Annotated in this window: 19 protein-coding genes; 16 read left to right on the plus strand and 3 right to left on the minus strand. The window is 28.0% G+C overall.

Translation table 11 applies throughout. From position 1 onward, the window contains the following. The first annotated feature begins 18 nt into the window (after positions 1 to 18). From J3U20_RS02975 to J3U20_RS02985, 3 genes are read left to right on the plus strand one after another with little or no spacing between them, the layout of a single operon-like run. Entirely contained in the window at positions 19 to 2,631 is a 2,613-nt protein-coding gene (locus J3U20_RS02975) for a putative LPS assembly protein LptD (protein ID WP_160542342.1), read from the plus strand. A gap of 23 nt (positions 2,632 to 2,654) precedes the next feature. Beyond that, the gene (locus J3U20_RS02980) at positions 2,655 to 3,032 is read left to right on the plus strand and encodes a RidA family protein (protein WP_267434337.1); all 378 of its coding nucleotides are present in this window, start codon (positions 2,655 to 2,657) and stop codon (positions 3,030 to 3,032) included. 6 nt (positions 3,033 to 3,038) lie between these two features. Next, positions 3,039 to 3,470 (plus strand): hypothetical protein, encoded by a 432-nt coding sequence (locus J3U20_RS02985; RefSeq protein ID WP_160542344.1) that lies wholly within the window; start codon positions 3,039 to 3,041, stop codon positions 3,468 to 3,470. A gap of 2 nt (positions 3,471 to 3,472) precedes the next feature. Here J3U20_RS02985 and J3U20_RS02990 read toward each other — a convergent pair whose 3' ends face one another. Continuing rightward, a complete protein-coding gene (locus J3U20_RS02990; protein ID WP_160542345.1) occupies positions 3,473 to 3,961 on the minus strand; it encodes a YkgJ family cysteine cluster protein in 489 nt (162 codons plus the stop codon). 33 nt (positions 3,962 to 3,994) lie between these two features. Then, entirely contained in the window at positions 3,995 to 4,903 is a 909-nt protein-coding gene (gene xerD, locus J3U20_RS02995) for a site-specific tyrosine recombinase XerD (RefSeq protein WP_160542346.1), read from the minus strand. 116 nt (positions 4,904 to 5,019) lie between these two features. Here xerD and J3U20_RS03000 point away from each other — a divergent pair, with 116 nt between their 5' ends. The 7 genes from J3U20_RS03000 to J3U20_RS03030 all read left to right on the plus strand — a co-directional run bounded on the left by J3U20_RS03000 (position 5,020) and on the right by J3U20_RS03030 (position 12,407). Further along, positions 5,020 to 6,459, plus strand: coding sequence for an MBOAT family O-acyltransferase (locus J3U20_RS03000; RefSeq protein ID WP_160542406.1), 1,440 nt, complete (start codon positions 5,020 to 5,022; stop codon positions 6,457 to 6,459). Between the two features lie 6 nt (positions 6,460 to 6,465). Beyond that, on the plus strand, positions 6,466 to 7,527 hold the full coding sequence (locus J3U20_RS03005; protein ID WP_160542347.1) for a hypothetical protein: 1,062 nt from the start codon (positions 6,466 to 6,468) through the stop codon (positions 7,525 to 7,527). A 259-nt stretch (positions 7,528 to 7,786) separates the two neighbouring features. Further along, on the plus strand, positions 7,787 to 8,113 hold the full coding sequence (locus J3U20_RS03010; protein WP_160542348.1) for a nucleotide pyrophosphohydrolase: 327 nt from the start codon (positions 7,787 to 7,789) through the stop codon (positions 8,111 to 8,113). Continuing rightward, positions 8,110 to 9,318: a 3-phosphoshikimate 1-carboxyvinyltransferase gene (locus J3U20_RS03015; RefSeq protein ID WP_160542349.1), complete on the plus strand. Its 1,209-nt coding sequence runs from the start codon at positions 8,110 to 8,112 to the stop codon at positions 9,316 to 9,318. The genes J3U20_RS03010 and J3U20_RS03015 overlap by 4 nt, the downstream gene beginning before the upstream one ends. A gap of 84 nt (positions 9,319 to 9,402) precedes the next feature. Next, positions 9,403 to 10,368 carry a glycosyltransferase family 2 protein gene (locus tag J3U20_RS03020; RefSeq protein WP_185150271.1) on the plus strand — a complete coding sequence of 322 codons (966 nt, stop codon included), beginning with the start codon at positions 9,403 to 9,405 and terminating at the stop codon, positions 10,366 to 10,368. A 4-nt stretch (positions 10,369 to 10,372) separates the two neighbouring features. Continuing rightward, a complete protein-coding gene (locus J3U20_RS03025) occupies positions 10,373 to 11,521 on the plus strand; it encodes an EpsG family protein (protein ID WP_160542350.1) in 1,149 nt (382 codons plus the stop codon). Between the two features lie 103 nt (positions 11,522 to 11,624). Continuing rightward, positions 11,625 to 12,407, plus strand: coding sequence for a glycosyltransferase family 2 protein (locus tag J3U20_RS03030; RefSeq protein ID WP_255448171.1), 783 nt, complete (start codon positions 11,625 to 11,627; stop codon positions 12,405 to 12,407). Positions 12,408 to 12,541: 134 nt separating this feature from the next. Here J3U20_RS03030 and J3U20_RS03035 read toward each other — a convergent pair whose 3' ends face one another. Next, positions 12,542 to 16,243 (minus strand): T9SS type A sorting domain-containing protein, encoded by a 3,702-nt coding sequence (locus tag J3U20_RS03035; RefSeq protein ID WP_160542351.1) that lies wholly within the window; start codon positions 16,241 to 16,243, stop codon positions 12,542 to 12,544. 371 nt (positions 16,244 to 16,614) lie between these two features. Between J3U20_RS03035 and J3U20_RS03040 the strand changes: the two genes are divergently transcribed. The 6 genes from J3U20_RS03040 to J3U20_RS03065 all read left to right on the plus strand — a co-directional run bounded on the left by J3U20_RS03040 (position 16,615) and on the right by J3U20_RS03065 (position 24,547). Next, entirely contained in the window at positions 16,615 to 17,736 is a 1,122-nt protein-coding gene (locus J3U20_RS03040) for a glycosyltransferase family 4 protein (RefSeq protein ID WP_160542352.1), read from the plus strand. Next, positions 17,729 to 18,847: a DegT/DnrJ/EryC1/StrS family aminotransferase gene (locus J3U20_RS03045; RefSeq protein ID WP_160542353.1), complete on the plus strand. Its 1,119-nt coding sequence runs from the start codon at positions 17,729 to 17,731 to the stop codon at positions 18,845 to 18,847. Before J3U20_RS03040 ends, J3U20_RS03045 begins: the two co-directional genes overlap by 8 nt. 6 nt (positions 18,848 to 18,853) lie before the next feature. After that, positions 18,854 to 19,900, plus strand: coding sequence for a polysaccharide biosynthesis protein (locus tag J3U20_RS03050; RefSeq protein ID WP_160542354.1), 1,047 nt, complete (start codon positions 18,854 to 18,856; stop codon positions 19,898 to 19,900). Positions 19,901 to 19,925: 25 nt separating this feature from the next. Next, on the plus strand, positions 19,926 to 20,732 hold the full coding sequence (locus tag J3U20_RS03055; RefSeq protein ID WP_160542355.1) for a polysaccharide biosynthesis/export family protein: 807 nt from the start codon (positions 19,926 to 19,928) through the stop codon (positions 20,730 to 20,732). Positions 20,733 to 20,751: 19 nt separating this feature from the next. Then, on the plus strand, positions 20,752 to 23,259 hold the full coding sequence (locus tag J3U20_RS03060; protein ID WP_160542356.1) for an exopolysaccharide transport family protein: 2,508 nt from the start codon (positions 20,752 to 20,754) through the stop codon (positions 23,257 to 23,259). An 85-nt stretch (positions 23,260 to 23,344) separates the two neighbouring features. After that, entirely contained in the window at positions 23,345 to 24,547 is a 1,203-nt protein-coding gene (locus tag J3U20_RS03065; RefSeq protein ID WP_160542357.1) for an NAD(P)/FAD-dependent oxidoreductase, read from the plus strand. Positions 24,548 to 24,779: the final 232 nt, after the last annotated feature.

Here is a 24,779-nt window from a genome sequence, read left to right on the forward strand (position 1 = left end):
TCTTTTTTTTGATTAATTTTGACAGCAAAATTTTTTCTGAATTTATATGCTTTGATCAATTCAAGTTTCAAATATAATATACTTTATTTATTTTTTCTAATTTTTAACATTCTCTTAGCACAGGAAAAAAGAGTTAAAACCCTTTCTGACACTGTAAAAATCCCTACTGATTCTATACCAGTCAATAAAGAAAAGCTTGAAAATATTGTGGATACTAAAGGGGATGAAATTCGTAATGTTTTTTCAAAAAAATTAACCTATCTGATCCATAATGCACAAGTCAGCTATCAGGATATGACCATTAAGGCAGATTATATTGTTATGGATTGGAATACCGGAGACATTTTAGCTCGTGGAAAAGTTGACAGTTTAGGAAGAATTATTGATAATATAAAATTTATTCAAGGAGGAAAAGAGTATGAATATACAGAAGCCCAATTTAATATGAATACCAAACAGGGTACGGCTTTTAATATTCGAACGGAAGAAGATGAAATGGCAATTATTGCTAAAAAAGCCAAAAGAATGAATGATGAAGAATATTATATGAGGGGGGGATTTATGACTACGGATGAATATTTTAAAGCAAAAAAAGATTCTATTCCTGATTATGGTTTATCGACCAATAAAATGAAAGTTATTACCGGTAAAAATCAAAAAACCATCATTGCAGGACCTACCACGATGTATATTGAGCAAGTCCCGACTCCATTCATTTTACCCTTTTTATATTTGCCTTCAACGGGCAGCAACAGACAAGCGGGAATTTTAATCGGAACGTTCGGTGAACGGCAAAATAAAGGATTTTATTTGGAAAGATGGGGAATTTATGTTCCCATTGGTGAATATTTGGACTTAGAAAGCCGTTTTGGATTTTATACTAAAGGAAGCTGGATGATCGATAATCGATTAAGATATTTGAATCGTTACAAATATTCCGGTAATTTAAATTTTATTTATGAAAAAAATATAAACAGTACCAAAGGACTGGATGATTATTCAGAAATTGAAAATTATCGTATTACCTGGTCTCATTTACAAGATGCCAAAGCTAATCCAAATTTGTCCTTTAACGCATCGGTAAATTTTATGAGTCAGAATTACTATAACAACAGCATATATAATCAAAATGCTTTACATGGTAATGTAAATAATAATCAGACTTCATCATCAATTTCTTTGGTTAAAAGATTTAATAATAATCCCTTAACTATTTCACTTAATACCTCTGCTTCGCAAAATATTTCAACCGGTGATGTAACCATGGTACTTCCTAATGTAACGGTTACGATGCCTCAAATTTATCCTTTTAAACCTAAATCAGGACCTAAGAAAACCATTTGGCACAATATCTATATGGATTATAAAATGAATCTTCAAAATTCATTGAATACGACTACTGACGATATGTTTACGTCAAAAATGTTTAAAAACTCTAACAACGGAATGAAAAATTCCACCAGTTTTGGTACTACTTCCACGCTTTTTAATTATTTTCAATTAGGTATCAATGGTAATTATCGAGAAATCTGGACTACAAAGACTATAAGAAGGGACTATAATGCTTCTTCGGATAAGGTTGAAACATTTAATAAAGATGGATTTAAAACTTTCCGAACTTTTGACGGGTCCCTTAATTTAACAACGACTTTGTATGGTATCGCCAACTTTAAAAAAGGAAGTATGATTCAGGCAATTCGTCATATGATATCTCCTACGATCAGCTATGGTTTTATGCCTGACTTCTCTAAAGATTCTTGGGGATATTACGGTACGTATACGGATAAAGATGGAAAAAAAGTAAAATATTCTTATTTTGAAGGAAATGTCATGGGTAATCCTTCCAATTATGAAAACAGTGCCATAAATATTTCCCTTGCTAACAATCTTGAAATGAAGGTTAGAAATAAAAAAGAATCCAGCGGTTTTAAAAAGATAAAAATATTCGAATCTTTAAATATCAATACATCTTATAATTTTGCTGCAGATTCTTTGAAATGGAGTCCTATTAATGCTTCGGGTTCATCTTCTTTATTTAATTCTAAATTACGTGTTAATTATGCCATGAGGGTAAATCCTTATAAAATAGTATTTGATACTCCCGAATCAACAGTAGGTCATGCTATTGATAAGTTTGGATATTTCACTATTGCCAGTTATACGATGGGATTGAACTTTTCTTTGGATGAATCATTATTCGGTGAAAAAAAAGTAATTAAATATAAGAAGCAAGGAACGGTTAGATATGAAAAATACTACTTTGATGATGAAAATTACGCCCATTTCGATATGCCTTGGAAATTGGACGTAGGATTGAATTATGCTTCTACGAAAGAGTATAATAGAAATACTAATGTTACTGCTACGGTAAATCTTTCGGGAGAAATCTCCCCTTCTCCATATTGGAAAATTACTGCATCTACTAATTACGATTTGGAAAGTAAAGAATTCGGATACACTCGACTAGGATTTATGAGAGATTTGAGAAGTTTTAATATTAATTTTAATTGGGTTCCCATTTCTTCAAGTTATAACAAGACATGGAGTTTTTATATAGGAGTAAAAGCAGCCATATTAAAAGATGCGGTAAAATACGAGGCTAAAAATTTCAATGACAATGCAAGTTTTTAAAAAATTTGTATATTTAATTCATGATTAAAAAAATAATAAATACTGAAAAAGCTCCTGCAGCTATTGGACCTTATTCTCAAGCGATTAAGGTTAACAACTTTTTATTTGTTTCGGGACAAATACCGGTAAATCCGCAAACCGGAGAAATTCCTGCTTCCATTGATGATCAAACTCATCAAGTTATGAAAAATATTGAAGCAATTTTAAGTGAAGCTAATTTAAATTGGAATAATTTGGTTAAAACTACCATCTTTCTTCAAAATTTATCTGATTTTGCCACGGTTAATGAAATATATGCTTCTTATTTTTCTGATGCATATCCGGCCCGTGAATGTGTACAAGTCTCAGCCTTACCCAAAAATGTTTTAATTGAAATTTCAGTTATTGCTACAGAATTATAAAACGAAATGATAAGAAATACTCTTGCAGTTATATCCGGGCTTATAGTAGCCATTACAATAATTACTCTTTCTGTTATGATAAATTCTTATTGGATACCTTATAATTATAAAGGTCTTCCTATAGAATATTGGAGATCCATTGTTCGTACTGCTAAAGGCGAATTCTTTATAGCTTTATTAATTTCTTCCGGGATTGGTTCTCTATTAGGTGGAATAGTTTGCGCTTTATTAGTAAAAACAGCAAAAACTGCTTATGCTATGTTGATCGGATTTATACTTTTATTAACTGCTATTATTTCTGTTTTTACATTTAAAGGACATCCCACCTGGTATATAATAAGTATGTTTTTTATATTTTTTCCATTCTCTTGGCTGGGGGCTAAAATAGTGGAATGGTTACAAAATAAAAAAATAATAGATTCACAAAAAAACAAGTAATTCTACATTCGTATAGTTTTCATCAACAGCTCCACTACTTCATAAGCAGCCGGACATATGACTGTATTTTTTAACGTTAATTTATTTATCTGATAGAATTTTTTACGATCCGTATGGGGATATTCTTTACATGCTTTTGGACGTACTTCATAGATGGAACAATAATTGGAACTGTCTAAAAAGGGACAAGGCAATTGTTTAAATATCCAGTCATTATCTTCATCTTTATACAAATATTGATCTATAAAATCAATCGGTTTCATTCGTAAATATTTAGATATTCTTTCAATGTCTTTTTCCAAAAACAAAGGTCCGGTAGTTTTGCAACAATTAGCACATTGTAGGCATTCTATATGTGAGAAAACTTTATCATGAATTTCGATTAATTCTTGATCCAATTTTTTGGGCTTCTTATTTTTGAGTTTTTCTAAATATTTTTTGTGTTCTGAAGCTTTTTTTAATGCTTCGTTTTTATATTTATCTAAATTCATTAAACTTTTATGTATATTATTTAATTTAAAATATTAGCCCTTTTTAATTGAAAAAGGATGATATTTTTCTATCGTATCTCTTAGTTGTTGATTATCTAAATGGGTATATATTTCTGTTGTGGTAATACTTTCATGTCCCAGCATTTGCTGAATTGAACGTAAATCGGCACCATTTTTCAGTAACACCGTTGCAAAAGAATGCCTGAATGTATGGGGGGAAACTTTCTTTTTGATTCCGGCCTTTTCTGCAATATTTTTTATTATTATAAAAATCATTTCACGTGTTAGCTGCCCTCCTCTTCTATTTAGAAAAAGTATATCTTCACATTTAGGTTTTGGAGTTAAATGAATACGAATTGAGTCTTTATAAAGATTTATATATTTAATCGTCCAATCCGATACAGGTACTAATCTTTGTTTATTCCCTTTTCCGATAACTCTAATAAAATTTTCATCTAAATATAAATCGGAAAGTCGTAAATTAATTAATTCTGAAACACGAAGGCCACATCCATATAATGTTTCAATAATGGTACGGTTTCTCTCTCCTTCTGATTGGGATAAGTCTATTGACTGTATTATAGTTAATACTTCTTCATGGCTTAGCACGTCGGGAAGATACAGTCCAATTTTAGGACTTTCGAGCAATTCTGCCGGATTATCTTGCCTTTTTTCTTCTATTTGCAAAAATTTAAAAAAAGATTTTAATGATGATATTACTCGTGCTTGAGACTTGGCTGAGGAAGATTTTTTTGCAAAATCATAAATAAAATCTTGAATTAAAAATCTATCTATAGTATATGGGGTAATGGACGTATCATGTTCGGTAAATTTTATTAGTTTTTTAATATCTCTTATATAAGCTAATTGTGTATTTTGAGAAAGGCCTTTTTCTAATAATAAATATTCTTGAAAATTATTTATTGCTAAGTTCCACTCCATGGTAACAAAATTAAAATTTTATAAAAATATGTTTAATAAATAATCAACCTAAATAATCAATTTAATTATCCTTATTTTAATACATTTTTGTAATTTTGATGTATAAATATAGAAAAATGTTTTTCAACTCTTTTGAATACGCAATTTTCCTCCCAACTATTTTTATTATTTATTGGTCTATTTTAAATAAAAATTTAAAGGTTCAAAATTTATTTGTTTTACTTGCAAGCTATTATTTTTATTCTTGTTGGGATTGGAAATTTTTATTTTTACTTGCTTTTTCAACGATACTTGATTTTACTAGTGGACTCAAAATTTACGAGTCAAATACACAAACAAAAAAAAAAATATGGTTAATAGTTAGTGTATCTATTAATTTAGGTTTTTTAGGTTTTTTCAAATATTATAATTTTTTTATTGAATCTTTTGCTGATTTAATTCAAAAATTGGGTTTTACTGCTCATTATTCAACTTTAAATATAGTTTTACCGGTCGGCATTTCATTCTATACTTTTCATGGCTTATCTTATGTATTTGATATTTACAACAAAAAAATCAAACCTACGCATAATTGGATTGAATATGCCTTATTCGTAAGCTTTTTTCCACTCCTGGTTGCCGGACCAATAGAAAGAGCCACTCACTTACTCCCTCAAATTGAAAGACAAAGAAAATTCAATTATGAACTTGCTGTAAGCGGTTTAAAACAAATTTTATGGGGGTTATTTAAAAAGATAGTAATTGCTGACAATTGTGCTAAAGCAGTCAATTTAATTTTTAATTCCTATGAGAGTCAATCGGGTGGAACTCTTTTTTTAGGTGCTATTTTGTTTTCATTTCAAATTTATGGTGATTTTTCAGGGTATTCTGACATAGCTTTGGGTTCAGGAAAGCTTCTTGGTATTAAGTTGATTAAGAATTTTAATTATCCCTATTTCTCAAGAAGTATAGCTGAATTTTGGAGAAGGTGGCACATTTCTTTATCATCATGGTTTAAAGATTATCTGTATATTCCTCTAGGTGGAAGTAAAGGTGGAGTAATTAAGAGAATTAGAAACACTTTTATAATCTTTTTAGTTAGCGGTTTTTGGCATGGAGCAAATTGGACTTTTCTAGTATGGGGAGGATTAAATGCTCTATTTATTATGCCATCTATTGTTCTTAAAACTAACAGAAAAAATTTAGATATTGTTGCAAAAGGTAAAATTTTACCCAGTTTTAATGAAACTTTTAAAATACTATTTACATTTTTACTATCTTCATTTGCTTGGATTTTTTTTAGGGCAGAGTCTTTGAATCAAGCATTTAGTTATATAAATAGAATGATTGTCTTCCTTAGTTTACCGAATTTAAATTCATTGAATATATTTATTTTTCCACTTTTAATATTTTTTATGGGGGTGGAATGGTTAGGTAGGGAGAATAATTATGCTATTGAAAAATTGTTTTATAAATCTAAAACTATTTTTCGATGGAGCTTTTATTATTTTATAATAATCTTATTAATTATTTTTGGGCAAAAAAATTCTCAAGAATTCATATATTTTCAGTTTTAATTGCTAATGATAAAATTCATCTATAAATTTATTGTTTTTTTTATACCTATAATATTTTTTTCTTATATTATAGATTATATCGTATCAAAAAAAATCAGAGAATCAGGAATAGGTGATTTTTCCGTTTGGGAAGATATTTATAAAGGCAAAATAAATTCAGATATCGTAATTTATGGTTCTTCGAGAGCTCTGAATCATATCGATCCTATTATTTTAGAAAATAAATTTAATACTACTTCTTATAATTTAGGAATGGCCGGACAACATGTTTGGTTGCAAAATTTAAGACATTTAGAATTTTTAAAATTCAATAAAATTCCAAAAGTTGTAATCTATTCTTTAGATGATTTGTTTTTTAGTAATCCTGAAGGAATTTATCAACCGGATCAATTTTCACCCTATTTATTTTGGCCCGAACATAAAGAAATTAAAGAGCAAATGTCTGTCTTTAAATTCCCTCATTTTACTTTTTATGATTATAACTTTCCATTAATAAGATATATAGATTCATTTTATGCTAAAAAAATATTTGAAATAGGAAACAATTTTTGCAACTCATTTTTTAATAAATTTTATTTAAAAATAAACGAAAAAAATACAAAGGATACTGAAAAATTACTATCAATTAATGATGATGTTGTTAAAATTCCTGTTGGAAGAATTAAAGGTTTCCTCCCTATCGATTCACATTGGAATAATGACTTAGAAAAAGCCTTATTTTCTGAAAAAAATATCGAAGTTTCAATAAATAAAAAGGGTATTTTATTATTTGAAAAAATTATTAATGAATTGAAAAGTAAAAATATATATATTATTTTAGTATATACTCCTGAATACATTGAAGGACAAAAATTTGTTAAAAACAGGAATCAAGTAATTAAAATATATAAAGATATTTCAAGTAAATATAACATTCCTTTTTTCAACTATTCAGAAGACTCTATGTCATTTAATAAAAGCTATTTTTTTAATTCGTTACATCTAAATGCCAATGGCGCTGAACTATTCTCTAAAAAATTAGCAAACGATTTAGATCCTATTTTGAGTAAGGTTCTCAATAAACATTAACAAAATATAATTAAATTAGCTTTCGAAAATAATTTAAGAAATTAATTTTTTTGTGATTTTCTAGAAATAATAAAATTAATTGAAAGTACAATATAGATATACATTTTATTAATAATGATATTAAATAATTTATAATAGTACATTTTTATCTTATCATCCGAGCTCTATTAGTTAAGAATAATTGATAAATAAAAAATAATGTTCATAATAAAGATAAAGTAAAAAATTTTATAATTTCTATAGTTTCTATATATATAAAATGAGTTTAAAAGATTTACAATTACAAGTTGACCAATGGATTCAATCATATGGCGTAAGGTATTTTAACGAATTAACCAACATGGCTCAACTCACTGAAGAAGTGGGAGAAGTTGCCAGAATTATATCCAGAAGATACGGAGAACAATCTGAAAAAGAGTCCGATAAAAACAAAGATCTAGGTGAAGAATTAGCTGATGTTATTTTCGTTGTAGCTTGTTTAGCCAATCAAACTGGAATTGATTTGGAAAAAGCTTTTCAAAAAAAATTAAAGTCGACTACTCAACGCGACAGTGAAAGACATCATAACAATAAAAAATTACAATGAGGGAAATTTCAATCAATCTTTCCGGTTCAAAAAGTATAACAAATCGTGTATTACTACTTAATTCATTGTTCAATAATTCTCTACAACTACAAAACCTGTCGAAAAGCCAAGATAGCCAAATGATGAAAGAAGCTCTTTCTTCTAAAGAGCATTGCATTGATATACATCATGCCGGTACAGCTATGAGGTTTTTAACTGCATTTTTTTCAATTCAAGAAAATAGGGAAACTATCCTTACCGGTTCTCATCGAATGAAAGAACGCCCTATAAAAATTTTAGTGGATGCGTTAAATCAGTTAGGAGCAAATATTTCATATGTTGAAAATGAAGGATATCCTCCGTTAGAGATAAAGGGGAAAGGAATTAAAAGTAATATTATTAATTTACCGTCTAATATAAGTAGTCAATATATAACTGCTTTATGCTTGATAGGAACTAAATTAGAAAAAGGTTTAGTTATAGAGTTAGAAGGTAAAATTACTTCAAAACCTTACATTACTATGACTCTCCAGATTTTGAATAAAATAGGAATTAAAACCTTGTTTAACCAAAATAAAATTACAATATACCCGGTCAGTGAGATAAAAAATCAACCATTTATAATTGAAAGTGATTGGTCCTCTGCGTCTTATCATTATTCTATATGTGCTTTAAGCGAAAATTTAACTATTAAGTTAAAATATTTATTTGAAGATTCATTACAGGCAGATAGAAGAGCAGTGGATATTTATCAAAAATTTTTTGGCATTAATACTACCTTTAATACAAACGAAATAACCTTATGTAAGCAACCCAATTTTGAATATCCTAATTTTATAGAATTGGACATGAATGATTGTCCTGATATTGCGCAAACGGTAGCTTTAACTGCCTTTGGTCTACGTATTCCTATAAAAATTACGGGACTTGAAACTTTGAAGATCAAAGAAACCGATCGTTTAGTTGCACTAAAAAATGAAATAGAAAAATGCGGAGGTAAGGTAGAAATTACTGATAATTCTTTTACTCTTCTTAATGTCAATTCTTTTAATGCTAATCAAAAAATTGAAACTTATAATGATCATCGAATGGCAATGAGTTTTGCTCCTTTAAAATTACTGTTTCCTTTAGAAATCAAAAATCCGGATGTAGTTGTAAAATCCTATGTGGAATTCTGGAATGATATGAAATTTTATGGAATAAAAAATCACATACAATCTAAATAATTAATACATTTCAATATTTGAATGCTTTTATATAAAATATTTAATATAAAATTAAAATAGTACCTTTGGTTTTTTTATATATCTATGATTTATAAAGTTTCTGTAATTGTACCTGTATATAATGTTGAACCCTATCTTCGTAAATGTTTAGATTCGCTTATAAATCAAACATGTAAAGAAATAGAAATAATTATTATTAACGATGGATCTACAGATAATTCACAATTAATCATTGACGAATATGCGTTAAAATATGATAATATAAAAACTATTGTTCAAAATAATAAAGGGTTAAGCGAAGCTAGAAATACCGGGATAAAACATTCATCCGGAGAGTTTTTGGCATTTGTTGACAGTGACGATTGGATTGAAAAAGATATGCTACATGAAATGATCAATCTAGCCAAAAAACATTCAGCAGACATAGTTTTATGTAGTCTTCAAAATATAAATGATCAAGGCAAAATATTAAAAAAATTACCTGAATTACACCAACTTCCTGAAAGGATTGATCTTACACAAGATTTCACAATATTTGGGGAAATGTCTTGTTTTGCATGTAATAAAATTTTTAAAAGGGAACTTTTTAACGACATCTCTTTTCCTAAAAATATGCATTTTGAAGATGTAGCTACGATTCCTCGATTATTTTTAAAAGCCCGAACTATTGCTAAATCTAATAAATATTTTTATCAATATCTAGTCAGGAAAGGTTCAATAACCAGAAACTATACAATTAAAGGTATAAATATATTTGATGCAATAGATATGGTCAAGCGTGATTTTATTAAAAGTGTATACGTTAAAAACCTTCAAGATTGGCATAAGTTTATTATCTTTCAAGGATTTTATTGTTTTTTAGCCTATTATGCGTATGTAAAAAATTCAACTAGTAGAAACCAAATGTTTGCTAAACTCAGAAAAATAATAACAAGTGAACATATAACCAAAAAGCAAATTTTTACTTATAACAGATTTAAAAAAAATTATCTATGTTCATTAAGTTTAAAAAAAATAGTATTTTATGTATTACAATTAATTAAATTATAATTTAATGCTTCATCCTGTCTATTATATTATTTTATTTGTAATAACTTTTTTCTCATATATTGAAATATTCAATAATGGTACTAAGGCTAAAATAAAAGTACCTTATATTGTTATTTCCTCACTTTTAATATTTCTGTGTGGAATACGTGTTGCCCAAGGTGCCGATTATTGGCCCTATTTTAAGCTATATATGGGTATCAATAAATATGTAAAATGGGACAAAGTTTTTAATGCAGATATTGAAGTAACTTATGTGATAATATCAAAAATTTTGGGGTATTTTAAAATGCCCTTCTTTGCATTATTATTCATTTTTGGACTTATTTCAGTTTCTTTAAAAACATATACCTATTATAAATATTCTCCTTACCCTATGTTATCGCTAATGTATTTTTTTATGCCCAGTTATTTTTTTAGTGATTCCGGGCATATTAGACAAGCAGTGTCGATAGCATTTTGTTTATATTCCTATCAATATATTGAACAAAGAAAATTATTAAAATTTTTAATTTGTGTTTTTATTGGATATTATTTTCATAAAACATCTTTAATATTTATACCGGCCTATTGGATAACTAGATTAAATCTTTCAACTTTTTCCTGTTTTTTAATCATAATTTTTGCTATAATTATATCTCCTTTTAAACCTTATTTAATTTTTGAAAATTTATTTTCCAATATTTCATCTGATCTTATATCTGAAGCTACAGGAGGATTTTATTCTTATCGAAGTTTGGAAGGAACAGGATGGGGATTAAATGATATTGTAAAACTAATTTTTATAACTATTTTATTAGTAAACGATAAATATATATGTAATACAACTACTAATCCTAATTATAAAATGATTAGAAATTTAGTAGTAACCTATTATTTCTTATACTATTCTTTACGAGAAAATTCAATATTTTCAATAAGACTTCCTACTGTATACGGTGATTTTTGGACTATACTTATAGCGATGATCATAAAATATTCTAAAAATAGCTATCGAATTATGATATATTATTTTTTAGTTGTATATATTTATTTGATGAGTTGGAGATTTTGGACTAATTCTGTTGCTTTAGGATTCGATAAAATGTCTACTATATTTAGTGAAAATGTTGATATAAAATATTTTATTCCATATGAATTCATTAACGAAAATTAATTTAGGCGATAAATTTTTTATCAAAATATTTGATCTTTTAAGTTTAAATTATATTAGAGCCATCGGCTACTTATAAAATTATTAATTAATAAATAATTATCTAATGGATAATATGCCATCCGTTTCAATTATTACAGCAAATTACAACTCTGCCGATTATATTGTTGATACCATCGAGTCCGTTTTAAATCAAACCTATAACGATTGGGAATGGTTGATTGTTGATGACGCTAGTACTGATCAATCTATTGAAATAATAAAAAAATATGACGATAAAAGAATTAAACTTATTGCATTAAAAGAAAACTCCGGAGCAGCTCTTGCTCGAAATCATGGTTTAAATAATGCTCAAGGAAGATATATAGCTTATATTGATAGTGACGATATATGGCTACCTAATGCTTTAGAGGAAAGAATCAATTACTTAAAAAGAAATAATGAGGAAGCTGTATACACCTCTTATAAAAGGGTTGATGAAAATTTAAATCCCAGACTTACTGATTTTATTGCTGAAGATTCTATTAACTATAATCGTCTGTTATATAATTGCCCTGTATTTATTTCAACTTTAATATATGATTCTAAAAGAATAGGAAAAATTTTTTTTCCAAATGTTTATAGAAGAGAGGATTATGCAATGATCCTAAACTTATCTAAAAAAATAAAAAACATACGAGCATTAACTTTGCCTATGGTGATTTATAGAATAAGACATAACTCTTATTCAAGAAATAAGTGGTTAATGTTAAAACTCCAATTTTTAGTTTATCATAATTTTTTAAATCTACCATTATATAAATCTTTATTTTATACCGGACATTGGGCTTTTAATGGGTTAAAAAAATATAATAAATTTAGTATTGCACTTAATGATCACAATATGTAATATACTTTTATATACCTAAAATACACACAATTATTTGATTAGTAAATGAATAATTTTAACTATTAAAATTTTAAATAATAAAATCTCCCTACTAAAAATAGTAGGGAGATGTCATTTTATTAAAATATCTAAATTTAATTTTTAATTATTTTTTTAGTAATTATATTTTGATTCGCTTGAATTTTAACTATATAAATACCGGCAGGTTGTCCCTGAATATCCACATGGATTTCTTTTTCTTTTATTTCTTTAGTATATACTATATTTCCATTTAAATTCATTATCTGTAATACACCATTTATTTTATCTTCTAAATAGATGGTAAATAAACCAGAAGTAGGATTGGGATATATTTGTATTAGAGATTTTATTAACTGGTCTTTATTTTCATTTTCAAAATTTGATTGTTTTTGGGAAATCGGAAAACTACCTTTTCCTACAGTTCCATCATATCTTGGAATATCGCGAGCACAACGTACATTCATAGCAGCATAAGCATTTAATCTATCTGCTGAAGAAAATACAAAATAATTATCGTTTCCTTTTTTATATTCTGCTCTAGCATTAAATGCCTTTATCTGATTAACCTCTATATACATAGTTGAAGACCATAATCCAAGTGCTTCATTTGACTTATAAATACTTGGAGAATTATCTGCACCTCGTATTCCTGTAGTTAAATATCCCCCAATTTTATAATCAGGATCATCAAAAATTATTCCCCATTTTCCATTAAGATTATATGGTTTTCCTCCATAATTATTTAAAGATTGTAAAGACTGCTCTATTCCTTCAACTGTTTTATAAGTGTAGTGGCCATTATACCAAGGAGAAAAACCTTGATTATAATCTTTTTTACCACGCATGTGTCTAATAAAAGTGAAATCCGGTACTCTCCATCCATCCGGACATGGATCAAATGGAGACTTTTCTTCTCCATGTCCCCAACGATCAGCTGCAACGCCATTTTTATCAGATATCCAATCTATTAAATTTTTATCATCATTATATAAGTAATCGATAGGATTATTTACCGAATACTTCAAAATTTTGCTTATTTTCTGATGTTGACTATCATTAGATTTTAAATCGGCCTTGTTGCTATATTCTGAATATTTTTGAATATAATTATTATTATACGCAGATTCAGTTAATGTTTCTGAATAATTCAAACTTCCATTAACAGTTGATCCTAAATAAATTTTTGTTTGATCAGCTTCGAAGGTAGGTATTGGATCTTTTCGCCCCCATTGGTAATGCATTCCTCCCGATAACTTTGCCTTAGCTATTAAACTATTATCATTGGGAGATTGATCTAAATTAGTTGGAAAAGCTTCTATAGCTCCCAAATTTCTATCCATAAATTCCGTTGTAAGTGGAGGTAAACCTGAATTAGTTGGATTGACTATTTGTGGAGAAATTTCCGTTAACACTTTTTCAGTTACATAAGTATAGGTATTTTGTTCTGGATCGCCATTAGGTACCCAAACTTGCCAACTCCAAATTACAGGATCTAATGAATTACCTCTTGAGCCTATATGTAGAGAAACTACAGCATTTCCAAATTGCCCGGAGTTTATTTTTACATAAATTTTAGCATTTTCACCTTTTCCCACTAAATATATTTTATCAATTAACTGCTTATTAGTTGTCCAATAAACATTAACTGATTGTTTACCTTGTGGCCACTCATGGTCTGTCAAATATTGATTATACATAGCATAAGCTTTATTAACAGGTATTTCTTTATCTTCTCCCTCTTTAATAATATAAGTATTGGGATTATTTATTCCTGTATAATAATCAATATAATCAGATTCTATATATTGAGTGGAAAAATCACTAATTTTAAATAAATTAGGATCCTGAATACAACGTATAGCTCCTGCTTCTCCATGTTCTGTATGAGAATCAAATCTTGATCTACCTCTTATTTTATTTTCCCCATCCAATAATTCAACTGGATCTGCCGTAGCAATTAGACTTCTAATATTAGCGTCTTCCCCCATGGTAGCACTTAACAAATACCCTTGATTATATTCATCTTGAAACAGAGCTCTTCCATCCTCTGTATATTTAAAAAATTTACCCGTCATTGGAATTTTTCCTATACTTCTGCGTGTTTCATCAGTAAAATCCATACCAAATCCAGGATAAATTTTCACACCTTTATACAAATCATTCCCATTTCTTTTAAAAAAATCTGTACCATATTGATGATTCCCTGTTACACCCGGAAGATCAATTCTTTGACGCCCCCAAGGAGAATTATCTGAAACTGAACCTGATTGAGCTGTATATGATGGAACTCGCCATCCATGTGGACAAGGATCAAATGGTGATTTTAATTGATAGGTGAAAGAATTTTTAAACTTACCAGATGTATTATCTCCCCATAGATTAAAACTTTCTTTTGTAAATTCATCAAATTTCCTTACACTGGTAAACCAATGAGTATAATTATTATTACTATTACCTTTATATACACGATTAATATATGTTAGCGGATTTTTAATTGAATATCCAATATTGAATTTCATATCTTCCGGGAAAGTATAATTGCTTAAATTCTCTCTAAAAACAACAAATTTTTTATTACTATTATCATAATCTAAGTATGTTACAGGATTTGAAGATACACTTCCTGATACTTCATATTTACTACCATCTTTGTATGTTAACGGGGGGATAGGATCTTTTCGTCCCCATTGATACATTAAGCCTCCTGTTTTAGTCCAACCATGACCTACTAAATTAGCACTCAATGCTCCGAGATTACGATCCATAAATTTCATCTCAAAAGTTTTTCCTTCCAAATTTTTTTCTTGATAATCACCAAATTTTCCGTTACTTAAAGGAATTTTATGACCAAATTGAGCTCCATTTGAGGGATCATCGGTTACCCATATATGCCAACTCCAAAATATTGGATCCAAATGATTTCCATTAGGTCCTACATGAAAAGCTATTAACGCATTTCCTTTTCCTCGCGCCTTATCTATCATTACTTTTATATTGGAGTCTTCTCCTTCTCCTTCTATTTTAGCGGAACGAACTAATCCTGGTTTATCTTCCCAATATACAGAAGCAGATAATTTACCTAATGGGATAGGCTCTTTTAAATTTTCATTAGTCTCCCACATAGTATAAGCTTTCTTTACCGGTATAAAAATACCTCCCAAATTTTCTTTTTTAGCTTTATCTATATCAAAAATATAACTATTGGGTGCTAAAGTATAATTTTTTTCGTTAGGTGGAGAAATATAAACTTTTGATGCTACGTTTATAGATTGCCTAGCTCTACTACTATTCACATACACCTTCACTTTTATGTGATAAGTTCCCGATTTTAATACTTCTTCAGCCAATGGGTTCCTAGAATTGAACCATCCTTTAGCTCCATCATTCATCCAGGTAGTTTGAGTTATTTGAAATTCTTGATCTATTCCATTGGGATTTTCTTTAACAACATAGGTCCATTGCCTCATAAAAGCTAATGTCCTTATTTCTAAGTTCGCTTTTGAACCTTTAGGTACCACAAAGGATTTACTTTTATAAATAAAATATCCTTCCCCCGGATCACCTGGCGCACCTGTAATCCATCTATCATTATAAGTATTATCTTTAAATTGTGGAAGATACCAACCCGAATAGGTATGCCTTGTCCGAGCGGTGTGTTCTGAACCATCCGGACGAATACATTTCCAATCCGGGTCTTCAATCTCGATTGGCATAACGGAGCCGTCATCGAAACGTCCCGTACTTAGGTCAATTACTTTAACCTGGGCTTTTAATACTGAAAATAAAAAAATAAAAAGCCAGTAAATTTTTCTCATAGTATTTATTTAATAAATTTAGAATACAAATATATATTTAATTTTGAAATATTTTATTTTGTATACTTAAAGAATATTAAATATTATAAATTTAAAAACAATTATTATATTTAATTTATACCGTATTATAAATTTAAATTATTTTTAAACAATAATTTATCTCACGATAAACTTAATATTATCCCATATAAAACTTTCAACTCATTTTTTTTAGAAGAATTTGAGTTAATTCATTTTATTTGAAAATAATAAATAAAAATTTATTTAATTCAACAAAAAAACTTTATAAATATTAACTTTTTAAATATATCTTTGTTAGATTCATAATAATTGTACAATAACGTTAGTTATTAATTCGACTTAATGTAAATATGGAAGAAGTTGATATAAGAAATATTAAGTATTTTTTGGGAATTGATAGTTTCTATCTAAAATGTATATTGGGTTTTATAGGCTCATTCTTATTAACCTATTTGACTATTCCTAAAATTATTAGAGTTTCTTATAAAAAAAATTTAATGGCAAGACCTAAGGAAAGAAGTTCTCATCACACGGAAACTCCTAATTTAGGTGGAATTTCAATTTTTTATTCTGTTACGATTATGTCTTCCATATGTGCTTATGAGTTATTTTCTTCCTATATTTTTTTATTTTCCGGAATTATTGTTCTATTCTTCATTGGATTAATGGATGACATCTTAGTTGTTGCACCTAATAAAAAATTTTATGCACAAATTGTTACCGCTCTAATGATTTCTGTGGGATCCAACGTTCGAATAGGTCATTTCTTTGGCATATTCGGTATTAATCTACTACCCTATTGGTTTAGTATTTTATTTACCGTTTTAATTTTTATTTTTTTAATAAATGCTTTCAATTTAATAGACGGAATAGATGGTTTAGCTTCAGGTGTCGCAATCTTAGTTTGTTGTGCATTCATAATTACTTTTTGGAGATTGGGATCAATTAATTATCCTATGATTGTCTTAGCATTAACCATTATAGGAAGTCTTTTAGCCTTTCTCCATTATAATTTTTCCAAAAGGTATAAAATATTTATGGGTGATACCGGATCTATGATTATAGGATTTTTACTTTCATTTATGGGTATTAAATTCCTAAATTTATTTTTATTGCAATACCCATTCGGTACTCCGGTATATTGGATTCAAACAGCTCCAATAATTGTTATTGCCATTTTAATTATTCCTATCATTGATACGTTAGGTGTTTTTATGATACGTATATACAAAAAACGCTCTCCTTTTAATGCAGATAAAAATCATATGCATCATAGATATTTACGTTTAGGTTTATCTCACAAACAAGTTACGTTAGTTATAGTTGCAGAAAATGCTATAGTTATATTAGTTGCTTACTTTTTAAGACATATTAATGTTCATCTACTACTTATCATAATTTTATTATTGGGAATCATATTTTCTTTTCTCCCCTTATTATTAACTAAAATTATACACAAAAAACGTGAATAAAAACACCAAAATATATTTATCTCCTCCCAACATTGATCATTCAGAAATAGAAAATGTAGTTCAAGCTCTAAAAAGTGGATGGATTTCACCTTTTGGATCTTACACAATTGATTTTACTAATAAATTATCTAAATATTTTAAAAAAAATATTTTATTAACCAATAGTGGAACGTCTTCCATTCACCTTGCTCTAAAAGTAACCGAAATTAAAGAAGGTGATTATGTTTTATGTTCTAATTTTACTTTTGCTGCTACTGCTTTTCCTATATTATATGAAAAAGCTATTCCTGTATTTATAGGTTCTGAAAAAGAAACATGGAATATGTCTCCTGAATTTCTTCACTCCGCAATTGAAGATTTAAATAGAAAAGGTATAAAACCCAAAGTTTTAATCATTGCACATATTTACGGAATGCCTGCACAAATGGATAAAATAATTGATATATGCAAGGATAATAACATCATAATCATTGAAGATGCAGCAGAGGCGTTAGGTTCCTTTTACCATAATAAGCCTTTAGGCTCGATGGGTAACTATGGAATTATTTCATTTAATGGAAATAAAATTATAACTACCTCTCAAGGGGGAGCTCTAATATTACCCAATAAAAAAAGTTACATCTATGCTGAAAAATTAGCTTTTCAAGCAAAAGAAAAAGTCGATTATTATAAACATAATGAATTAGGATATAACTACTCTACAAGTAATATTCTAGCCGCTTTAGGTTGTGCACAATTTGATAAATTGGAAAAAAAAGTAAAAAGAAGAAGACTTATTTTCGATTATTATCTTTCAAATCTGGAAAAACGATTCACCATAGACTATCAAAAAGAATTAAATCACAGCTTTTCTAATCGTTGGTTAAGCTCTTTTATATTTCCAACCTCATTAAATAAAAAAATTAAAAGTTTGCTTGATAAAAACAATATTGAATCAAGATTTCTTTGGAATCCACTAAATAATCATAAAGTTTTTAAAAATTTTTCATATTATGGTGATTCTTTTTTTGAGAATAGGCTTTTCAAAAACGGACTGTGTCTACCCTCCGGAGATAATTTGAACGATGAAGATTTAAATAAGATTATTACTATTATCGATAAAAATATTTAAAAAATAATGCCAAACAAAGAAGATGTAATCAAAATTCAAAATCAAAAAATTTCTTTTGAAGAATTATTTAATAAAAAAATAGATTATTCAAATAAAGAATATGATTATTTAAATCAAAAAGTAATTTTAGTTACCGGTGGAGGAGGTTCTATAGGAAGCGTACTAATACAAAGATTATTGGAAAGTTCGTGTAAAAAAATTATAATCTTGGATCATTCTGAATATGCAATTTTTAAAATCAAGTTAAAATTTAAAGATGAAATTGACAATAATCGTTTACAGTTATTTTTAGGAGATATTAGAAATAAAGAATTATTAAAAAAATTATTTTCTTTATTTTCTATTCAAATAATTTATCATGCCGCAGCTTATAAACATATTGATATTTTAGAGAATAACATAGAAGAGTCTCAATCTGTAAATATAGATGCTACATTGAATTTATTGGATATTGCGTTGACTAATCATGATGTCGAACAGTTTATTTTTATTTCAACCGATAAAGCTGTTCAACCCATAAATATTATGGGAATATCTAAAAGAATTGCGGAACTAAATCTTCTAAAAAAAATTATAAAAAAAGAAATTCCTACCACTTTAGAAATTAAAATTATTCGATTTGGAAACGTTTTCAATAGTAGCGGCTCGGTTTTCACTATCTTTAAATATCAAATTGAAAATCAGTTGCCTATTACTATTACAAATAAAAACATGAACCGATATTTTATTTCCAAATATCAAGCCTCCAGAGGATTAATTGAAATAGCCTCTCCTATTAACCGTTCCGGTATATATACTCTAGATATGGGGAATTCTTATAATATTGATGACTTGTTAAACATATTTTTACAAAAATTAAATCTCGACTATAAGCCGAAAATTATTTATTTAAATAGAATTTCAAATTTTGAAAAATTTGAAGAACAATTATATTTTCCTTTTGAAGGAATTGAAAATAATATATCTATTTATAAAAAAATAATTTTAAATAATTATGATATAAGTAATATTGAAACAGAAATTACAAATCTTATGCAAATATTAAAAAATTAACTATTTTTGCAGTTTAAGTTATTATATGAAATTTAATCAAGCTATTTTTATTATTTCTTTTGCTTTATTTTTATGTTCTTGCATCGGTGTTAAAGATTTAAAATATCTTCAACCGAGCGAAAACCTACATTATAATGAATATGGATTAGTTCCAGTAATCTATGAAAACTACAGGGTAAAAAAAGATGATATTTTAGCAATGACCCTTATCACTTCGGATAAAAACGCTTCCCGATTTTTAAGTGAAGAAAATACAACGGCATTTAAAGGAGGTGCTAACAGTGGAGATGGAAGATTAAGAACTAGTGGATTAATCGTTGATGCCAATGGATATATAACCATATATGGATTAGGTGAATTTTATGTATATGGGTTAACTTTAAATGAAATAACAGATTTAGTTCAGTCTAAACTAAATGAAGTATTATATAATGATGGAAAAGCTGAAGTTCGAATGAATATTGGAGCCATCAAATATTATATGGTAGGCGAAATTGCATCACCCGGAGAAAAAACAGAGTTGTCTAACCGTGTCGATTTATTACAAGCGATAGCTAAATCGGGAGATTTAACAAGATACGCTGACAGGCGCCATATTAGAATCATCAGAGAATACCCGGAAGGTAAAAAAAACATTGTGCTTGATATAACCCGCGATGATATTCTAAACTCTCCCTATTTTTATTTACAATCTGGAGATCAAATTATTATAGACCCATTAAAAGAGAAAATATCTGGTTTAGGAGGAGGTACTACTATTGGAGATGTTACCCAATTCCTATCTGTAGGTATTCAGGCAATTACAACGTATTTATTTTTCAAAACATTATAATAAATTTTAGTATCGAAACATGAATACCACTGACCAGCAAAATACTAACCAAAATAAAACACAAAAAAATAAAAATTCCGATTTTCTCGAAAATAATTTTTTTAGTCTTGAAAGATTTATTCGAAGGCTTATAAAAAATTGGTATTGGTTTTTAATCGCTTTTATATTTGGATGGACCATAGCTTTTCTTGTCAATCGATTTTCTGATCGATTTTACCAATCTTCTACTACAGTCAGTATATCTTCCGGTACATCAAGCGTTCTGGCTCCCAATCAATCCATAAACTTTATTTGGGGAGGAAATTCAGGGGCTACGCAAGGTATATATTATAAAAAATTACTGACTTCCAGAACTCATAACGAAAATTTAGTCAAATCGCTTAATTTATACATAAATTATTATTTAAAAGGTAATTTTAAAACAACGGAAATTGACTATGTGGATGTTCCTTTCAAAATAGTAGTTGATACAAATTATCCCCAATCTTTGTATACGGATATTAAAGTAGATATACTCCCTGATCATAAATTTAAACTTACTTTTCCTGATAATTTAAATGAAACGTGTTTTCTTTACGCGAACGAAAACTATTATATACGTAAAGACAAATATGTAAAAGAGCTCATTGTTCCTTTAAATACATGGGTACAAACAAATAATTTAAAATTTAAGTTTGTTAAAAATAATGAATACGGTAGCAGATTTGGCGATAACATCACAGATCTCAGTTTTTATTTTTACTTATCGACCATAAATTATTCTGTATCCAAAATTAAATCTTTAGTTTCTATAGACTTTGATCAAGACCTTCCATCCATCATGATTATGACAAAGAAAGGATTAAGTTTAAATGGAACTATTAATTTCTTAAATAAATCGGTAGATGAATTAATAAAAAGAAGACTTGAAGATAAAAATAAAGTTAATTTAAATACCATTGATTTTATAAAAAAACAAATCATAATAACAAAAAGAAAATTAGATAGTGCTACGGTTATCTTTCAGAAAGTACAAATGGATAATAAGATTTTTTCAAAATCTGATGTTAGTACCAATGTTATCTTATCTAAAATACAAGGTTTAGATCTTAAAAGAGAAGAATTAAAATCTAAAATTGAGGCTTTAAATAATTTTAAAAAATCATCTTTCAATAATAACACTTATTTGAATAGAGATATTTTAGGGATATCGGATAATAATATAGATGGTTTGATGCAAAATGTTCAAACGTTAGAACAAGAAAAAAGAGATTTATTATTAATATATAGAGACCATTCAGAACCTATTAATGAAATAAATTACAAAATTAATAATGCTAAAAATAAGGTTATATCCATACTAGATAATTCATCTAAAGATCTCGCTACCAATTTAAAAAGTGTAAATAATCAAATAAGTAATTTAGAACTCGATATTGAATCTCTTCCGGAAAAAGAACGATTATTTGTCAATGCGCAAAGAGGTTATTTACTAAATGACGGAATATACAATACTCTTTTGGATAAATTATCTGAGGCAGAAATGAGGAAAGCTACTACAATTTCTGATATAACTGTATTAGATAAAGCAAAAAATACGGGACAAGCTCCTATAACTCCAAACATTCAAAAAAATAAATATAAATATATAGGGATATCATTGGTTATTCCTTTTATATTGTTGTTCTTAATTGAACTATTAGATAATAAAATAAAATTAATTTCGGATTTAAAATCGGTTACTAAAATCCCAATTATTGGTACTATCGGACCTAAAAATACCGAAAATAATTTAGCTGTATTGGCACGCCCTAAATCGAGTATTTCTGAAAGTTTTCGAGCTATTAGATCCAATTTGAGGTTTTTATATAATGAAAAGGATGTGAAGGGGGGAAAAGTTTTTTTAATAACCTCTTCTATAGGTAGTGAAGGAAAAACCTTTATAGCAATTAACTTAGCTTCGGTTTTAGCCTTAAGCGGTAAAAAAACGGTTTTAGTTGGAATGGACTTGCGAAAACCTAGAATTTTTGATGACTTTAAAATTAGTAATAAAGTCGGATTATCAGGATATCTTTCCGGATCAAATTCACTAGAAGACATTATTAAAAAAACAGAATATGAAAATTTAGATATTATTCCGGCAGGACCTATACCTCCAAATCCGGGTGAATTATTGATTAGTATGGAAAATGAAGAATTGATTAAAAAATTAAGAACTATGTATGATTATATCATTATAGATTCTCCACCGGTTGGTTTAGTTATTGATGCATACGATCTAATATCTCTTTCTGATGCCAGAATTTATGTTGCCCGTTGCAATTATACGTATAAACAGCTTTTAAAGGGAATTAACGAGAAATATAATAATGATGAAGTAAACCACATTGGAATTATTTTCAATGATTACGTTAATCCGGGAGGATATGGTTATGGATATGGCTACGGATACGGATATGGTTATGGTTATGGCTACGGGTATTTTGAAGAAGATGAAAACTATGACAATTCATTATTTACTCGAATAAAACGTTTATTTAAAAAATAATAATCAAAAAGGTTGGAATATATTCCAACCTTTATTATAAATATATATACCTCAAAATTTTCGTATATAACATAATTAATCCTAAGTGAAAAAGCTTATCATTATAGGAGGCGGAGCTTCCGGATTTTTTTTAGCATCCAACATTAATTCCAATAAATGGGAAACAATTATATTAGAACAAGCTAAAAGCCCCCTTCAGAAATTAAAGATATCGGGCGGAGGAAGATGTAATGTTACTAACGCTTGTTTTATACCTAAAAAACTGGTAAAATTCTATCCTAGAGGGTCCAAAGAACTTTTAAGTGTATTTAATCATTTTCAACCATCTGATACATTTGAATGGTTTGCTCAAAAAGGCGTTAATTTAAAAATTGAAAATGATAATAGAGTATTTCCCGAAACTAATTCTTCTCAAACCATTATAGATACATTTATTGAGCAAGCAACCAAAAAAAATATTGAAATTAATTACAATTCAACTGTAATTAACATTAAAAAAATAAATGATAAATTTGAAATAATTACTACTCATTCCACATATTATGCTGATGCCTTAGTAGTTGCAACGGGAAGTTCCTTAAAAATGTGGAAAATCCTAAATCAAATAGGTCATACCATCATTCCTCCTGTCCCTAGCTTATTTACCTTTTTATGTGATGATCCACTGATTCACAATTTACAAGGAATTTCTTTTCCTGAAGCAGAAATACATATTCCTTTATTAAAATACAAAGAATTCGGGCCATTACTTATCACTCATTGGGGTATAAGTGGACCTGCCATATTAAAATTATCTGCATGGAGTGCCCGAGAATTATATAATCTTAATTATAAATTTGTTGTACGGGTAAATTGGATTTCTGAAACTTTTGATAAGGTAAAAGAGGCATTAATTCAAGAAAAAGAAAATCATCCCAAAAAATCGATTTATAGTGTAAAACTATACCATTTAACTCATCGATTTTGGAATAATCTTTTAGGACATCTGCAAATTAACGATAAAAATCTAGCCGATTTAAGTAAAAAAGATATTAATAAAATAGCAGAATCACTTACCAATACGCAATTATCCATTAATGGAAAAAATACGCATAAAGATGAATTTGTTACAGCCGGAGGAGTAGATTTGAAAGAAATTGATTTTCGCACTATGCAATCTAAGTTAATACCTAATTTATATTTTGCGGGTGAAGTTTTAAATATTGATGCATTAACGGGGGGATTTAATTTTCAAGCATGTTGGAGCGAAGCATATATCATAAGCCAACATCTTAATTCATATAATTGAAATTTAAATTTTATTTAGTAAATTGAAAAAATAAAATTTGAACTAACTATTATAAAAGCATTTTAAAGATTTTAACCATGATTTCATTAGAAACCTATTTAAAACATGTGAAAGATATTACCATATAAATTATTTATTATTTTAAATACCAAACAACAGTTAGTGCCGACAAGCTACCATTTTATATGCTCTTTTATTAATAAAAAATAATTTAACTACTATGAATTTTAAG

This window comes from Apibacter sp. B3919 (assembly GCF_026537405.1).
Lineage (GTDB): Bacteria > Bacteroidota > Bacteroidia > Flavobacteriales > Weeksellaceae > Apibacter.

Coding starts and splice junctions, on each gene's coding strand:
- J3U20_RS02985 (WP_160542344.1), top strand. CDS start 3,039: ATGATAAGAAATACTCTTGCAGTTATATCCGGGCTTATAGTAGCCATT.
- J3U20_RS02990 (WP_160542345.1), bottom strand. CDS start 3,961: ATGAATTTAGATAAATATAAAAACGAAGCATTAAAAAAAGCTTCAGAA.
- xerD (WP_160542346.1), bottom strand. CDS start 4,903: ATGGAGTGGAACTTAGCAATAAATAATTTTCAAGAATATTTATTATTA.
- J3U20_RS03000 (WP_160542406.1), top strand. CDS start 5,020: ATGTTTTTCAACTCTTTTGAATACGCAATTTTCCTCCCAACTATTTTT.
- J3U20_RS03005 (WP_160542347.1), top strand. CDS start 6,466: ATGATAAAATTCATCTATAAATTTATTGTTTTTTTTATACCTATAATA.
- J3U20_RS03010 (WP_160542348.1), top strand. CDS start 7,787: ATGAGTTTAAAAGATTTACAATTACAAGTTGACCAATGGATTCAATCA.
- J3U20_RS03015 (WP_160542349.1), top strand. CDS start 8,110: ATGAGGGAAATTTCAATCAATCTTTCCGGTTCAAAAAGTATAACAAAT.
- J3U20_RS03020 (WP_185150271.1), top strand. CDS start 9,403: ATGATTTATAAAGTTTCTGTAATTGTACCTGTATATAATGTTGAACCC.
- J3U20_RS03025 (WP_160542350.1), top strand. CDS start 10,373: ATGCTTCATCCTGTCTATTATATTATTTTATTTGTAATAACTTTTTTC.
- J3U20_RS03030 (WP_255448171.1), top strand. CDS start 11,625: ATGGATAATATGCCATCCGTTTCAATTATTACAGCAAATTACAACTCT.
- J3U20_RS03035 (WP_160542351.1), bottom strand. CDS start 16,243: ATGAGAAAAATTTACTGGCTTTTTATTTTTTTATTTTCAGTATTAAAA.
- J3U20_RS03040 (WP_160542352.1), top strand. CDS start 16,615: ATGGAAGAAGTTGATATAAGAAATATTAAGTATTTTTTGGGAATTGAT.
- J3U20_RS03050 (WP_160542354.1), top strand. CDS start 18,854: ATGCCAAACAAAGAAGATGTAATCAAAATTCAAAATCAAAAAATTTCT.
- J3U20_RS03055 (WP_160542355.1), top strand. CDS start 19,926: ATGAAATTTAATCAAGCTATTTTTATTATTTCTTTTGCTTTATTTTTA.
- J3U20_RS03060 (WP_160542356.1), top strand. CDS start 20,752: ATGAATACCACTGACCAGCAAAATACTAACCAAAATAAAACACAAAAA.